Here is a 15,822-nt window from a genome sequence, read left to right as displayed (position 1 = left end):
GTTGACCCTGTTTTGCAACCTTTGATCCAACAAGAGGCTCAAGCCAGACGATGAAGCGTGAAATCCCGGCCGGGAGGGCAGTTCCGGCGGATTGGCTCAGTAATTTTGACCGGTACCTGATCAGCGAAGGAACGCATGAACGGGCCTACGAAAAACTGGGGGCTCACCTGGTGCGCTTCGAGGACATGGACGGTGTCGTTTTCGCTGTCTGGGCCCCCAATGCCCGGCAGGTGACGATAATCGGCGATTTCAACGGCTGGGATCCCAGCCGCCATCCCATGCATTCCTCCGATGCCGGCATCTGGACCCTTTTCATTCCCGGCCTGAACGAATTTTCCGTCTACAAATACCGTATCACCACCCAAAAAAGGGAACTGCTGGACAAGGCCGACCCCTTTGGTTTTGCGATGGAGGAACGGCCCCGCACCAGTTCGGTCGTCGCCGATTTGGACCGTTACCAGTGGCAGGACAGCAAATGGATTGCCGCCCGACGGAGCCGGCAGGCCCTGGACAGCCCCATCTCCATCTACGAGGTCCATCTCGGCTCCTGGCGCCGGGAGGCCGATGAACAGTGGGGCCAGCGATACCTCACCTACCGGGAACTGGCCGCCACTCTTATTCCCTACGTCCAGGATATGGGCTACACCCATATCGAGTTGATGCCCATTGCCGAGCACCCCTTTGACGGCTCCTGGGGCTACCAGGTACTGGGCTTTTTTGCCCCGACTTCCCGCTTCGGCACTCCCGAAGACTTTATGTTTTTTATCGACCAGTGTCATGCCGCCGGCATTGGCGTGATCCTTGACTGGGTGCCCGCCCACTTTCCCAAGGACATGGCCGGACTCAATCTCTTCGACGGCACCCAACTGTATGCCCATGCCAACCCTCAACAGGGCGAACACCAGGATTGGGGCACCCTGATCTTCAACTACAGCCGCAACGAAGTTCGCGCTTTTCTCATCTCCAACGCCCTGTTCTGGATCGATAAATACCACATCGACGGGCTCAGGGTCGATGCGGTCGCCTCCATGCTCTATCTCGATTATTCCCGGGAGCAAGGACAATGGATCCCCAATGAGTACGGCGGCAGGGAGAACCTTGCCGCCATAAGCTTCCTCCGCAAAATCAACGAGGTGCTGCACGGTATCTTTCCCGGCGTCCTCACCATTGCCGAAGAATCGACCTCCTGGCCCATGGTCAGCCAACCCACCTACCTTGGCGGCCTCGGGTTCAGCCTCAAATGGAATATGGGCTGGATGCACGACACCTTGGGGTACATACAAAAAGACCCCCTGTTCCGCAGGTTCCATCACAATCAGATGACGTTTGGCATGCTCTACGCCTTTCACGAAAATTTTGTCCTGCCGCTGAGTCATGACGAAGTTGTCCATGGCAAGGGATCGCTGCTGGGCAAGATGAGCGGCGACGAATGGCAAAAATTCGCTAACCTGCGGACCTATTTAGGATTTATGTGGGGCTACCCCGGAAAAAAACTGTTGTTCATGGGCTGCGAATTCGGTCAATGGCAGGAATGGAACCATGACACCGGCCTGGAATGGCAGGCGTTGAACGCGCCACGCCATCAGGGAACGCAACGGTTGGCGCGTGATCTCAATCGGGTGTACCAGCACCAACCAGCCCTCCATCAGGTCGATTTCGACTGGAGCGGTTTTAAATGGATTGATGCCAACGATTCGGACAACTCGGTTCTTTCCTTTATCCGCTACGCCAAGAACCCCGATGATTTCGTCATTGTCGTCTGCAATTTCACGCCCGTGGTGCGCGAGCACTACCGCATCGGCGTCCCCAAGGCCGGCGCCTACCGGGAGTTAATCAATTCCGACCAGGAAATCTATGGCGGCAGCGGGATCAGCAACGGCCCGGTCATCAACGCCCTACCGGAACCCTGCCATACCTTCGGCCACACCCTGTCCCTCATTATACCGCCACTTTCCACGCTGTTTCTTCACCCCTGTTCATGACGTTACGTAGACTGTTTCTATAGATGACTTCAACCAAACAACATACACTATGAAAATCCGTCTGATTCTCCTCTCCCTTGTCGGTGTCGCGGCATATATCGTGCTCGCCAACTTTAACAGCAAGATGATCAAGGAAACTGCGGTGTCCAAGGATCATGGCCACGTGTCGGCCCCACAAACCCATACCGCCAAGGTTGCACCGCCAGTTGCTCAGAAGGAGGCAGCTCCCGTACCAGTGGAGCAGGCTCCACCTGTAGCGTCGCAGGAACTGCAACAGCCCCAACCGACCCAACAGAGAGCCTCTGAGCCCCTGCCGGTACAAGTGACGGTTGCGCCTGCTGCCGTCGACTGTGGGGAAGTGCAGAAATTACAGGGGGAAATAGCCCAGAAAGATCAGCAGATTCGCCAGTTGCTCGATGCCCAAGAAGCCATCGCTGCCAAATACCGCACGCTTCTTGCCGAGAAAGAGTCAGGAACCGTCGAGGTCGAGGCCAAAGACAGGTTGCTCAAGGAAAACGCCGACACAATCAAGGTTCTGTCCGCCGCCAAGGAAAAAACAGCGGCCGAACTCACAGCGGCCAAGGCCGCCCTGGAGCAACTGCGCCTGAATCTCGACCAGATAAGGGCCGCCGGGGCCGAAGCCAAGGACAGAATATTCAAGGAAAACGCTGAGCAGTTTAAAGTTTTAGCAGCCGACAAAGAGAAAACTACGGCCGAGTTGATGGAGACCAAGGCTGTTTTGGGGCAACTGCGCCAGAATCTGGAAGAAACGAAATCCGCCGGCACCAAAGCGGAACAGCTCATCCAGGAAAAAGAGGCCCTCCTTAAAACCGTGCAAGCGCAGGTTCAAGAACTGGCCGGCGAATCAAGCAACCTGAAGGCGGAATTGGCCGAAACTATCGATAAACTAACGGCCGCCAAGGCGGAGCTGGAGCAGGCCGGGCACAAGGCAGAGGCGCTGGTCCGCCTGAGTGCGGAGAAAGAACAACAGGCAGCCACCTTGAACCAACAGAAGGAGGCCATTGAAAAATCTCTCCAGGAAAAGACCGAAACCTTGAACAAGGCCATCTTCACTATTCAGTCGCTCAAGCAAGAGGTTGCGGCTCAGCCCCAGGCCGTAGCCACGGTGCAGAATCTGCTCGATGCACGCAACAAGGAATTCGATCAGCTGAAAAAAGAGACCGCCGCCCAACTCGAACAATTGAACAAACAAGTAGCCGATCTCAGCAAAAACGAAACCCTGGCGGCCACGGAACGGGATCGGTACAAGGCCGAGGCCGAAACGGCTCGAAAGAAGATTGAGGATCTCGAAGCTTTCCAGAGCCAGGCGCAAACTGCCCTGCCCGAAATTGAAAAGAAGCTCGCCGAGGCCCTGGAGAGCAACCAGACCTTGCAGAACCAGCTCGACGACAAGGAAAAAGCTCTGAGTGGTGTCCAAACGAAAATCAATGAATTAACCACCAAAATTTCTTCCCTGAGCGATGAAAAACTCGGCCTGACGAGTCAGCTCGTGGCCATGCAGGCTGACCAAAAGAATCTCCTCGCCGCGAAGGCCTCTTTTGATGAGCAGGCTGCTGCTCTTGCCCAAGCAGAGGGTAAGCTGAAGAACCTGGCCGTGCTCCAGACGAAAATTGAGGAGATGAGCAAGGCCTTAGATGAGAAGACCGCAGCCCTGAACACAGCCGCGAAGCAAGGCGAAGAACTGACCGCCCTTCAGGCTAAGCACACCGAGTTGACTAAGCAGAGCGAAACCAGTGCCAGCGCTGTCAAACAACTGGAAGCGGAAAAATCCGATCTGATGGGTCAACTCGCTGCCGCTCAGGCGGTGGTGCAGAATGTTGATGGCCTGAAAAAATCGCTCGATGAGAAAAGTAATGCCCTGATGCTCGCCGAGACCAAGGTCAAGGATCTGGCAGGGGTCAGCGAGCAGATCGCTGCCCTCGAAGCTAAGCTGACGGCAGCGATGACCGCCAAACAGATCGCCGAAAAGAAGGTGGGCGAAATCGAAACCTTGGTGAAAAATCTCAATGAATCACTGGCCAGTAGCAGTAGCAAGGTGAAGGCGCTGGAGAGCGAACTGATTGCGGCCCAAACCCGAGTCAAGGAGTTAACCGACAAAAACCAGCTGCAGGCGCAGCAGGATCTTGTTCCCAATCTCAACCAGCAGATTGCCACCCTTCGTGACCAGATCGCCCAGATGGAGGCTGTCTCCACCCAGGCGAAAAAAAGCCTGACCGACGCAACGGCAGCGATGCAGATAAAGACCGAGGAGGCCCAGGCCGCCGACAAGAAAATGCAGGCCCTGCTGGCTGAAAAAGAAAGCCTGCAGCAAGCGCTCAATGCCCATCAGGCCACTATCGGTGACCTGAAAAAACAACTGGAGACGGTGAAGGCGATGCCAGCTGCCGCCGCCCTGGCTCCAATCCCGGTGGGCCCTGCCGAAAAACCAGCGGCGAACAATGCGGCCGACGCTGACAAAGACGGGGTGAACGATATCGCCGATCTTTGCCCCGGTTCCCCTGCCGGTACGCCGGTCAACAGCCTGGGGTGTCCGGTCAAAAAAGGTATTGTCCTTGAGGGCGTCAACTTCAAATCCGGAACAGCTCTCCTCACGCCTGAATCCCAGAAAAAACTCGACCTGACTGCAGCCGCCCTCAAACAAGTTCCCCAGGTTAAGATCGAGGTTGCCGGTTACACCGATGGGGTTGGCGATGCCAAACGCAATCTGAATCTCAGTGCACAGCGCTCCCAAGCGGTCATCAAATATCTGACCGGTAAAGGTGTGACCGCAGAGCAGTTGACTGCCAAAGGCTACGGCCCGGAAAACCCGGTCGCTGATGATGGTACGCCAGAGGGCCGGCAGAAGAATCGAAGAATCGAGTTACACCCGATGGCCCAATAAGCAGCGCCCCCTTCGATTGCGGCAATAAAAAAGCCCTGTCACCTTTGAGGTGTCAGGGCTTTTTTATTGCCAAATGAAGGTTCGAGAACGCGACAGCCTCCCGTCGCTTACACCAGCTTGACCAGAGCCAGATTAATCAGCCCGATGAGGAAACCGAGCAAGGCACCAAACAGATTGATATATTTGAATTGTTCCTCCATGATGGAAAGCAGGAGCCGTTCCAGTTGCAGGAGATTGAGTGAGTCAACCTTGTCGGTCACAACCCCTTTGATGTTCAAGGATTCGACCACTCCCGGAACCTCCTGGAGAAACATCCGATTTGAGGTCAGAATGATGTACTCGATCAGTCCCTGGCGCACGCCATGGGGCACGATGTCATATAACCTGCCCAATGGCCGGGCCAGCAGGGTGTCCACCATGGCGTTCACCATGGAATGGACCAGACGTTCGCTGGTGCTGGACCGAAACAGGTCGACACATTCGCGGACGATCGCCGCCCGCAAGTGCTGGCCATTGTCTCCAGGAAAAAATTGACCGGCCAGATCGCCAAGCGGCCGCCGGCCCCCATCCAGCAGATTTTCAAGGCCAACATGGAGCAAAGCCCTCAGGCCAGTGAGTGCGCCCTCGCTTTTGAAAGCGGCGAGCACTTGGGTCGCGCAGGCCCGACAGATGTCAGTCAGGCGATTCTCGTCCACCTCGGCCAGCAGTCCATCCAACCGTTTGTCCAGCAGGCTATCGATGTTTTCCTCGAGCACTGACAGCATCCGTCCCTGGACATCGGGATTCCGCAACCAGGCGACCCAATCCTCCTCTTTCTCGTCAAGGTAGGCACCGATCTTCTGTTCAAAGGTGTCCATTTCCAGGAACCCTCGGGCCATGGCCCCCACTGGCCCGAGGGTTTCGAGAAAGTGATCGACCCCTCCAAGAATACCTTTGACGACCTGGGCCCGCAACACCGGATCTGCCAGTTGGGCGCCCATTCGTTGCAAGAGGGGAGAGGATTGATCACGGAGAACGCTCTTCACCAAGCCGACCAAGGGTTCCGGGGCCAGATCGCCGATGGTACGGCCTTGAGCGGCGGATTGCCGCAGGCTCGCGGCCAGATGTCCAGCCAACCAGGCTTCGGTCTGGTCACTGCCCAAAAGTGCCCTTATCACCTCGTCGATGAAAAGATAGACATCTTGCCGATTTTCCGGAGCCAGCAGGCTGTTGAGCTCTTGATCGCCCAGAACCTCCAATCGGCCGACAATGGCGGCAACGATTTTTTCCTCGAACCCGCTGCTGGCCAAGTAACGATTGACGCCCTCGCTCACCTGGTATTTCAGGGTCTTGACTCCAACCTGAAAATAGGCCTTGAAACGGGAGGGAATAATGTCGGGCAAGGGACCGAGATCTCGTTTGAAGATCTCCTGCACCTTGCGATCCGCCAGATGGGCCAGATGCGCCTGAAACGGCTCATCGGAAATGGCAGCGCCAATATCCTTGCTGGTCAGGAGATGACGCCCCACCATCTCGCCGATATTAACCGCCAGGTCATGCCGTTTGGAAGGAATAACACCGGGCGTCATGGGTACCCGCAATCCAAAAATATGCCAGGGCCGCAGGGGCCGAAATAGCATACGGATGGCAACCACGTTGGTGAGATAGCCTATAAAGGCGCCGATGCAGGGATGGACAAGATCGCGGAGCAGAGAATAATCGAGGGCAAGCACGATGGGCTACCTGAGGGGTGAAGGTTAAGAAGAGAAGATGAGCGGCAGCAATTCCTCGGGCTGCGCAATCAGATGATGCGCCCCCGCTTGCCGCAGTTCGTCCGCGGTCCTGAATCCCCAGAGGACGCCAACCGCTTCCATGCCGGCCGAGAGCGCGGTACGCATATCGACTCCGCTATCGCCGACATAGAGAATTTCAGCAGGCATCAGACCTAGCAACCTGGCGACCTCAAGGGCGGCGCTGGGATCCGGCTTCTTCGGCACACCGGGGCGTTGTCCCAAGAGTGGATCAAAGGTCCAATGGGGCAGCAGTTGCTGCACACAGAGCCGGGTAAAGGGGTCCGGTTTATTGGAAAGGATACTCAAGCGCAGACCTTGGGCCGTCAAACGGTCGAGCAAACCGGCGATGCCAGGATAGGGAGCGGAGCGTTCATGCCAGCTCTGTGCATACTCCTCCTCAAAGGACGCCACCAACTCCAGTATCCTCTCGGTCGAGCGCTGATTCTCGGGCAGGATCCGCTCCACCAGGGTTTTCAATCCGTCGCCGACAAAGGTGCGAAAGGCGTCCACCGGATGCACGGGTAGGCCCCTGGCGGCCAGAACACGGTTTGCCGCAGCCGCCAGATCCTCCAGCGTGTCGAGCAGGGTTCCGTCCAAATCAAAAAGGACCGCTTGATAACGCATCGATTACTTTCTCCTTTGTTCAGCATTCCAAGGTGTTATCCCGACCCTAACCGGACAGGCAAGGGCTTGCGCCCAGAACCGAATCTGCACTATAACCGGGCTTTTCTCCTGCCGTAAACGATTTTTGAGCGATACAACCGCTGCTCACCTTCACCTTGGAAAAAACAACTGCATACACTTTTCTGTTGTTCAAGGCGACGAAAAAGCTATAGACTTAAAAAGATGAATATTTTACGATATATATCGAGGCAGATAAGCGCATCGGGACCACATGTCCGATTTTTTGTGCCCACGGCTTGACCATTGTCCCCTTTACCCATTTCGGACGATCACACATCAATGAACCCGGAAACATCTCCTCCCAGCGTCATGGTCGACCTGATCAAGGTCAGCAAGCTCTATCCCCCCGATGTCCAGGCAATTGCTGACATTTCCCTTACCGTTACCAAGGGAGAGATCGTTTTCCTCACCGGGATGAGCGGCGCCGGTAAGACCACCCTGCTCCGCCTGATCAGCCGTATGGAAAAACCGACCAAGGGCATGGTCGATGTCGCGGGTTTTGATGTGGCTAAGCTGTCGCACCGCAGCATCCACCTGCTCCGGAGGAAAGTCGGCATGGCCTACCAGGATTTCAAGCTCCTGCCTGAAAGGACGGTGGCCGACAATATCGGTATTGCCATGGAAGTGGTTTATCGCCCCAGCTCTTTTATTGAAAAACGGACACGGGAGCTCCTTGAACAGCTCGACCTGACCAAAAAATACAACACTCGCGCCGGCGAACTGTCGCGCGGCGAACAACAACGGGTTTCCATTGCCCGGGCCGTGGCCAATTCCCCCGAGATCATTCTGGCCGATGAACCGACCGGTAACCTCGACGCCGAAACCACCGGCCGGGTCATGGATCTCTTTCATCAACTCAACCGCAAAGGCGCCACCATTCTCATTGCCACCCATGATCGCTCCCTTTTTCAGGAAACCCCGCACCGGGTGATCGAACTCCGCTTCGGCCGAATCCGCTTTCCTCAAGCCGAAACGCAGGATGACAACGACCAGGTCCCCGATGACGCGCTTGCTGTATCTCAGGAGTCATGACAGATGCGATTTTTGACCGTTGTCCTCCGTCACACCTGCCGCAACATGCTGCTGACCTGGAAGTCGCAGTGCATGACCCTGTTCACCGTGTCGCTTTCGGTGCTCATTTTTTCCTTCTTTTATCTGATCTACTCCAACGCCCTGCATATCGGCGAAGAACTCGACGATGACCTGCGCCTGGTTGTCTATCTTGACGAGGACCCAGCGCTCCCCTTGCAGGAGGAATACCGTCGGAGAATCTTGAAATTCGACCAAGTCGACCACATTGAATTCATCAGCCGCGAACAGGCGTATAAACGGTTCGAGCAACAGCTCGGTGACAATACCGATGTGCTCACGGGGGTGCCCACCGATTTTCTGCCGGCCTCAATCGAGGTTTACCCGGTCAGAACGCTGGACAGCCTTTCTCGGATTAAACGCTTTTCCGACTATCTCCAGACCCTACCAGGCGTCATCAAGGTCCAATACGGCAAGGAATGGATCGAGCGATTCTACGTCTTTATCCAATTGATGCGAGTCATTATCATCCTCTCCGGCTCCCTCCTGATCATGACCACCACCTTCATGGTCGCCCACACCATACGCCTGACCTTACTGTCCAGGCAACAAGAACTGGAACTGCTCCGTCTCGTGGGGGCCACCAACCATTATATCCGCATGCCCTTTCTGCTCGAAGGCGCACTCCAGGGGTTTATCGGCGCAAGCTGCGGCATGGGGGCCCTCTTGCTTCTCTATAATTGGATTACGCTTCAGTTCGCCGGCCCGGCCAACCTTACCCTCCTGTCCTTTGCCTTTTTCGACAGGACGATCGTTTGCTCCATCATCGGCATCGCCACCCTGCTCTGCGCCGCCGGCAGTTTTTCGGCGATCAGACGATTTATGCATTTATAAGCTGCAGCCCATGATTCGCCGTCTCGCCTTCTTCTTTTTCCTCGCCAGCCTGCTTATCCCGTGTTGGTGTTCCGCCGAGCCGGAAGACAAGCAGCAAATCAACGCGATCAGCATCGGCAAGCTCCGGCAGGAAATCTCCAGCCATCAGGAAAAAATCGAACAAACCGGCAAGGAAGAACATTCTCTGCTGGATGAGTTGGCGACCTTGGACGCACAAATCGGCGCCCAGAAGGGCAAAATCGATACGCTGCAAACCCGACTTAGGGAACAAGAAAAGGTGATTGAGGCCAAAGAAAAGGAGCTGGCAATCATCTCCAGGAAAAACGAGGTGTTACATCAGCACCTGATCAAACGGCTCCAATCCTTCTATCTACTGGGGAGGACAGGCACTCTCAACATTGTCTTTTCCAATAAAACCCTACCCGACCTGCTGCTGGCCAACGATGCCTTTCATTGGCTGGTGACCTACGACCAGTCGATTTTCGCCGAGTACCGAAAAAGCGTCATCGACATCGATCAAGCCAAACGTGCCCATGAGTTGGAGAAATCGTTACAAGAGCATTTCTTGGCCGATGCCGGCAGAGAAAACAGCCTGCTCCAAAAGGTTGCCGACGAAAAAAATGGGGTGCTGAAGCGGATCCAAGCCGAGAAGGGCTTGTATGAACAAGCGTTAAAAGAGATGAAAAAGGCGGAAAGCGATCTCCTTGTTGTCCTGACCAAGCCTAGCCAGACGCCCGAGCAGAAGGCCCGAGGCTTTGCGGCCAATAAAAGAAAACTGCCGCCGCCGGCTGGAGGCAAGGTGACCAGCCTCTTTCATGACCCGGCCTCAACTGAGGAAGACAGCCCCTTTACCAACGGCGTTACCATCATGACTCCGGAACACGCTGAGGTTTCTGCCGTCTATGGCGGCATGGTTATCTTTGCCGGATATATGAGCGGGTATGGCAAGATGGTCATCGTTGAACATGATCAACAATATTATACAGTCACCGCCCGCTTCGACGACATCCAAGTCCGGGAGGGTGATCCGATCAAGCAGGGACAGGTCATCGGCAGAACCGGAGATACAGACACTCCTTTCGGCCAAGGGTTGTATTTCGAGATCCGCCATGGCGCTCAGCCCGAAAACCCCCTCGACTGGCTCCAGCCGGGAACACTAACTACCCACTGAACATTCCTCGAACCCGCTGTTTTTCCGGATGATGATGAATAACCGTTGCCTCGCTACCTGTTTCCCGTTAAGTTACAAATGATACAGCCTCTGCTCAATATCCACCCGCAACGGTGTAGGTACCGTCCACACCGATTCGTTTCCCGAGGATCTTTCTTCATCTCTTTCATCCGGTTTACCTGCTGCCACATGAAACGCTTTTTTGTCCTTCTGCCCATCCTTTTTATTTTGACCCAGACCTCCGTTTTTGCCGACGAGAGCAAGCAGGAGCGGGACATCTACAGGGATCTGGAAACCTTTGCCAATGTCCTAACCCTCATCCAACAGTATTATGTCGATGAAATTGACTCTAGCAAGGTCGTCAACGGTGCAATCAACGGTATGCTGGGCTCGCTCGATCCGCATTCCGCCTACATGACTCCCGAGGATTTCAAGGACCTGGAAGAGGAAACTTCGGGGAGTTTCACTGGAATCGGCATTGAAATTTCCATGCGTGACGGTGTACTCACCGCTGTAGCCCCCATCGAGGGGACGCCAGCCGAAAAGCAGGGCATCAAATCCGGCGACCAGTTAATCCGCATCAACGGTGAACTCACCAAGACCATGACACTCCTGGAGGCGGTAAAAAAACTGCGTGGCGCGAAAGGGACCCCGGTGACGATCACCGTCCATCGTCAGGAATGGAAGGAACCCAAGGATTTCACCCTGATCAGGGAGGCCATCCCTCTGGTTTCAGTCAAATATACGGAATTGGAGCCAGGTTTCGCCTACATCCGGGTTTCCAACTTTCAGGCAACCACCACCAAAGACTTGCGAAACGCATTAAAAAATCTAAAAAAGAAACACCCGCTCCAAGGCGCCATCCTTGATTTGCGCAACAATCCCGGCGGGCTCCTTGACCAGGCGGTCAAGGTTGCCGATATTTTTCTCGACAAAGGGGTCATCGTCTCCACCAAGGGGCGACACAAAGAAGAGCAGATGGTGTTTAAGGCGCATCCGGGCGAGGGCTACAGCGATTTCCCTTTGGTTGTTCTGGTCAACGGCGGTTCGGCTAGCGGGTCGGAAATAGTCGCGGGCGCGCTCCAGGATCACAAACGGGGGATCATCCTAGGGACGACCACTTTTGGCAAAGGCTCGGTGCAGACCATCCTGCCTCTGCCTGAAGGCGCAGGCCTCCGCCTGACCACAGCCAAGTATTACACCCCAAGCGGCGATTCGATTCAGGCCACCGGTATCAAGCCCGACATGGTGGTTCCCCTAACCGCGGCCGTCGAGGCCAAGGCCGACCCACCGCCACCGCTCAAAACCGTCAGGGAAAAAGACCTGCCCCGCCATTTTAAAAACGAAAAGGACGTCAAAAAGCAGCCCGAAAACCAGGACGAGAGTGGAGAGGGCGGTGATCAGGAAGAAAACTTTCAAAAGATGGAAGATATCCGTCAGATGGCTAGGCGCCTGGAGCAGGACAACCAGCTACGTACCGCTTTTATTACCCTAAAAAGCTTGAGCCTTGCTTCAGGACAGCATCGATCAAAAGAATAGGCCAGGCATATAGGAGAACCAAAAAACAACCTGATCAGGCCAGCCCCAGTTCACGGAGTTTATTGGAATTTCCTGTCCAGTTCTTGCTCACTTTGATCCACAGGTGCAACCGCACTTGGCACCCCAGCAGATGTTCGATGTCGGCAGTGGCATTCTTGCGAATGGCCGCCAGCATGCTTCCTTTCTGCCCCACAAGAATCCCCTTCTGCGAATTCCGCTCGACCAGAATCGTTGCCTGGATGACCACGGGATCACCTTCTTCAAAGGCATCGATGACCACGGCGGTCGAATAGGGGATCTCGTCCCGTGTGAGTAAAAAAATCTTTTCGCGGATGATCTCGGCAGCGATAAACCGCTCGGTCGCATCAGTAGGGATGTCATCTGGATAGTATTGCGGCCCTTCCGGTAGTAGAGTCACCAGTTCCGTCAGCAAGGTTTCAACACCCGTCCCTTTGAGCGCCGAGATGGGAACGATAGCGGCAAAGGGGTGGAGGCCACGGTACCAATCCATCACCGGCAGCAGTTGTTCCGGCGGCAACAGATCCATCTTGTTCAGGGCCAGCACCACCGGACAAGTGATCCTGCCCAGGTATCCCGCGAATTCTTCGGCTCGTTTCCCCAGTTTTTTAGCCGCCATATCGACACTATCGGCAAGAAACAGAACTGTATCCGCCTCTGCAAGTGTGTCTAACGCTACCCGCACCATCTGCCGGTTCATCTCCTCCTGGGCCTCATGCAATCCGGGGGTATCGAGGAGTATCATCTGATAGGTGGGCCCGGTGACAATGCCCATGATCCGGTTACGGGTGGTCTGCGGCTTTGGGGTGACAATGGCGATTTTCTGCCTGAGCAATTGATTGAGCAAGGTTGACTTGCCGGCATTGGGGGGGCCGATGATGGCCACCACACCCGAGCGGTAGAGTGAACTGTTCAATGGTTTGAATCCTTTCTTGACGGCCACGGGGAAAACCCCAGAAGAAAATAATGACAAAGAGATGGAATCCTGCTATCCACTGTAGCTTACCATGACCTCCGAACTTAGCAATGTGTTAAACTGATGATATCCCCCGGCAGCCTTATAGAATTTATTGACGGTGGCAGATTTTTCTGCGGCCTTGTCTCCGGCGTTGCCGACAAAAAAATCCAGCTCCTCAGTCAGAACGGTCGCGAGATCAACCTGCCGGAAGCCCGGATCTTGACCGCATCGCAGCAGCTCTTTCCCCACGATGCCAGCCGGGAGACGATCACCGCCCTCCTGCAGGAGCGGAACGCCGGTCGATCCGCCCTGGCCGAAACAATCGGCCTAGAACTCCTCTGGGAAATCGTCTGCGAAGAACCGGACAACGAGTTTTCTCCTGATTTTCTCACCGAACTGCACTTTGGCGGTAGGGTTGACGACGACCAGCGCGCCGCCTTTCTTCGGGCAATCTTAGCCGATCCCCTGTTCTTTAAATTTAAAAACGGCAAAGTTATTGCCCATACACCTGAACAGATCGAACAGCTGCAACAGCAGCGACAAAGAGAAGAAGAAAAGGCGCAGCTGCTGGAACAGTCAGCGAGTGGACTGCAGGGAATCATGCGAGGTGTCGCGGTCAGCGAGGCAGAATGGCCGGACCGGGAACACTGCCTGCATTGGCTCAGCCAGTCGGTGCTGTTTGGCAGTGAATGCGCCGAAGACGAATTCATCCGGCAGGTTCTGAAGAAGGCGGGGCTGACCTCACCCAATGCCGGTTATGAATTGCTGGTGAAAGCGGGATTCTGGGAACCAGATGAGAATCTGGCCCTGCTCAGATCGGATCAACCGATGGAGTTTCCCGAACCATGCCTCCAGATCGTCGATACCCTCCGGGAACCTACTGCCGAGGAACTGCTCGCCGATCCCAAACGAAAAGACCTCCGGGCACTGCACACTCTGACCATCGACGGTGCCTTCACCCGCGATTTTGACGACGCTGTCCATATCGTCAAAAAAGAAAACGGCCAGATAGAGGTGGGCATCCATATCACCGACGTCAGCTACTATGTGCCGGTCAAGAGTCCGCTCTTTGCCGAGGCCCGGGAACGCTCAACTTCGCTCTATTTTCCCGAAGGCCACATTCCCATGTTGCCTAAAACGTTGTCGCTTGATCTTTGCAGCCTGATTCAGGGAAAAACCCGCCCAACCATCAGTTTTCTCGTCACCCTGACGGCAGAGGGCAACATTGTCCATACCGCCATTGTCCCGGCTATTATCGAGGTTAAACGACAACTGAGCTATCGCGAAGCGGACGGCCTGATCGACCGGGACACCGACCTCGCGGCTCTGAATGTGGTCCGACAGCAGTTGCGGCAGCAACGGGTTGACCAGGGTGCACTCCTGCTCTCCATGCCGGACGTCAACATCGACATCCGCGACCGTGAGCATATCCAGGTCTATCTCTCACCAGTGGACACACCCGCCCGCAACCTGATATCCGAGCTGATGATCCTGGCTAATGGCCTCGCAGCCGCCTACCTGGCCGGCCGGGAAGCGCCCGGCCTGTTCCGCTCGCAGCCGCCGCCGCGCAAACGAATCATCTCCGGTGTCCAGAACAGCCTGCCCGACATCGCCTATCAGCGACGCTTTCTCTCCCGAGGCGAGCTGACTTCCCATCCCAAGCCTCACAGCGGCCTCGGCCTCAACAGCTACACCACCATCACCTCGCCGATTCGCCGCTTTCTCGACCTGGCCATGCAGCACCAGCTGAGCCACATGATCCATGGCCGGGGCATCCTCTTCTCCGGCGAGGAGTGCAAGACCTTTGTCGGTATTATCCAGCAAAAACTGGGCCGGGCCAATGCCATCCGCCAGCAGCGGCACCGTTACTGGATCCTTCGCTATCTCGCCCCCAAAGAAGGGCAGAGGGTCAATGCCCTCGTGGTCGGTGTCGGCCCGAAACGTATCAATTTCCTCCTCTTCGATTGTCTCTTTGATGTCGACCTGCCGCCCAATCCGGCTTTTCCGGTCGAACCCGGCGACACCGTACGGATTCGGCTAGCCCGAGTGCGTCCGCTGGACAACATCCTCCGCATTGAGTGGTAGTCAACCCCCCTGCTGCTCCTTCCGTCTCCACCTCACTCATCAGGGCCTTGCCCGTGGACAAAGCCGGGGCAACTTCCCCACCGCCACTGGTCCTTGCCATGGACAAAAGTTCGTCGATCAGGTATATGCTCAAAGGAGATTTTTCAGCCTTCCCCTTACAGAGTACTGGCACGGCGGCCTCTTCAATATCACAATGAAACTATTCACTATCCGACTGCTCTTTTTCTGCGGCTTCCTCATCCTGGCTCATCCCTGCCAGCCGCTGGCTTCCGCCGAAGAGACGCCTGAAATCAAAGACATCATCGTCACCACCTCGGATACCGACCTTCTCCTCTTTGCCACGGTGAAAAACGGCATCACCCAAGAAATGGTCGAGGGTGTCAAAAATGGCATTCCCATCATTTTTACGTACCAGATGGAATTGGTCAAGACCAGCAGCAAGTGGATTGACACCACCTTGATCGAATCCACCGTCACCCACACCTTAACATTTGATGAGGCGAACAAAACCTACCGGATCGCTTTTTCCGATCAAGGTGACAAGGTCGTCACCACCAAAGACATTACAGAGGCCAAACAACTGATGGCCGAACTCAACGGCGTCAAAGTGATCGCTCTCTCCCAGCTTATCCCCGACGCTCCCTATGCCATTCATTTCAAGGTCACCTTGAAAAAAGGCTCCCTGCCGCTCGGCATGCACCGTCTTTTGCCCATCCCGGCGTTGTGGGATTTCGAAACCGACTGGCGAACCATCGAATTCAGATACTGACCTCGCACTCCGGCCACTC

The 15,822-nt window shown here is 55.4% G+C and carries 11 protein-coding genes; 8 read left to right on the top strand and 3 right to left on the bottom strand.

Annotated elements, in window-relative coordinates; all coding sequences use genetic code 11:
* Positions 1–50: 50 nt before the first annotated feature.
* A complete protein-coding gene (gene glgB, locus ACHZCX_RS16910) occupies positions 51–1,982 on the top strand; it encodes a 1,4-alpha-glucan branching protein GlgB (protein WP_319588371.1) in 1,932 nt (643 codons plus the stop codon).
* Positions 1,983–2,031: 49 nt separating this feature from the next.
* A complete protein-coding gene (locus ACHZCX_RS16905; RefSeq protein ID WP_319588370.1) occupies positions 2,032–4,884 on the top strand; it encodes an OmpA family protein in 2,853 nt (950 codons plus the stop codon).
* A gap of 107 nt (positions 4,885–4,991) precedes the next feature.
* On the opposite strand, the gene ACHZCX_RS16900 is transcribed toward ACHZCX_RS16905, so the two are convergent.
* Both ACHZCX_RS16900 and ACHZCX_RS16895 read right to left on the bottom strand, forming a co-directional pair.
* The gene (locus ACHZCX_RS16900) at positions 4,992–6,596 is read right to left on the bottom strand and encodes a DUF445 family protein (protein ID WP_319588369.1); all 1,605 of its coding nucleotides are present in this window, start codon (positions 6,594–6,596) and stop codon (positions 4,992–4,994) included.
* A gap of 24 nt (positions 6,597–6,620) precedes the next feature.
* Positions 6,621–7,280 (bottom strand): HAD family hydrolase, encoded by a 660-nt coding sequence (locus ACHZCX_RS16895; protein WP_319588368.1) that lies wholly within the window; start codon positions 7,278–7,280, stop codon positions 6,621–6,623.
* A gap of 339 nt (positions 7,281–7,619) precedes the next feature.
* On the opposite strand from ACHZCX_RS16895, the gene ftsE reads away from it, so the two are divergent.
* The 4 genes from ftsE to ACHZCX_RS16875 all read left to right on the top strand — a co-directional run bounded on the left by ftsE (position 7,620) and on the right by ACHZCX_RS16875 (position 11,973).
* Positions 7,620–8,372, top strand: coding sequence for a cell division ATP-binding protein FtsE (gene ftsE, locus ACHZCX_RS16890; RefSeq protein WP_319588367.1), 753 nt, complete (start codon positions 7,620–7,622; stop codon positions 8,370–8,372).
* Between the two features lie 3 nt (positions 8,373–8,375).
* Positions 8,376–9,263 (top strand): permease-like cell division protein FtsX, encoded by an 888-nt coding sequence (locus tag ACHZCX_RS16885; protein ID WP_319588366.1) that lies wholly within the window; start codon positions 8,376–8,378, stop codon positions 9,261–9,263.
* Positions 9,264–9,273: 10 nt separating this feature from the next.
* Positions 9,274–10,434 carry a peptidoglycan DD-metalloendopeptidase family protein gene (locus ACHZCX_RS16880; protein WP_319588365.1) on the top strand — a complete coding sequence of 387 codons (1,161 nt, stop codon included), beginning with the start codon at positions 9,274–9,276 and terminating at the stop codon, positions 10,432–10,434.
* 189 nt (positions 10,435–10,623) lie between these two features.
* Entirely contained in the window at positions 10,624–11,973 is a 1,350-nt protein-coding gene (locus ACHZCX_RS16875; protein WP_319588364.1) for a S41 family peptidase, read from the top strand.
* A gap of 34 nt (positions 11,974–12,007) precedes the next feature.
* Here the strand turns inward: ACHZCX_RS16875 and era are convergent, their stop codons facing one another.
* Positions 12,008–12,907, bottom strand: a complete 900-nt coding sequence (gene era, locus ACHZCX_RS16870) for a GTPase Era (RefSeq protein WP_319588363.1) — start codon at positions 12,905–12,907, stop codon at positions 12,008–12,010.
* A gap of 123 nt (positions 12,908–13,030) precedes the next feature.
* Between era and ACHZCX_RS16865 the strand changes: the two genes are divergently transcribed.
* Together ACHZCX_RS16865 and ACHZCX_RS16860 are read left to right on the top strand one after the other, a co-directional pair.
* Positions 13,031–15,034: a ribonuclease catalytic domain-containing protein gene (locus ACHZCX_RS16865; protein ID WP_319588362.1), complete on the top strand. Its 2,004-nt coding sequence runs from the start codon at positions 13,031–13,033 to the stop codon at positions 15,032–15,034.
* 193 nt (positions 15,035–15,227) lie between these two features.
* The gene (locus ACHZCX_RS16860) at positions 15,228–15,803 is read left to right on the top strand and encodes a DUF4390 domain-containing protein (protein ID WP_319588361.1); all 576 of its coding nucleotides are present in this window, start codon (positions 15,228–15,230) and stop codon (positions 15,801–15,803) included.
* The last annotated feature ends 19 nt before the right edge of the window (positions 15,804–15,822 follow it).

The organism is uncultured Desulfobulbus sp. (genome assembly GCF_963662935.2).
Classification (GTDB): Bacteria; Desulfobacterota; Desulfobulbia; order Desulfobulbales; family Desulfobulbaceae; genus Desulfobulbus.
The sequence above is the reverse complement of the archived record's forward strand: the minus strand, read 5'-3'. Positions and strand labels throughout refer to the sequence as shown.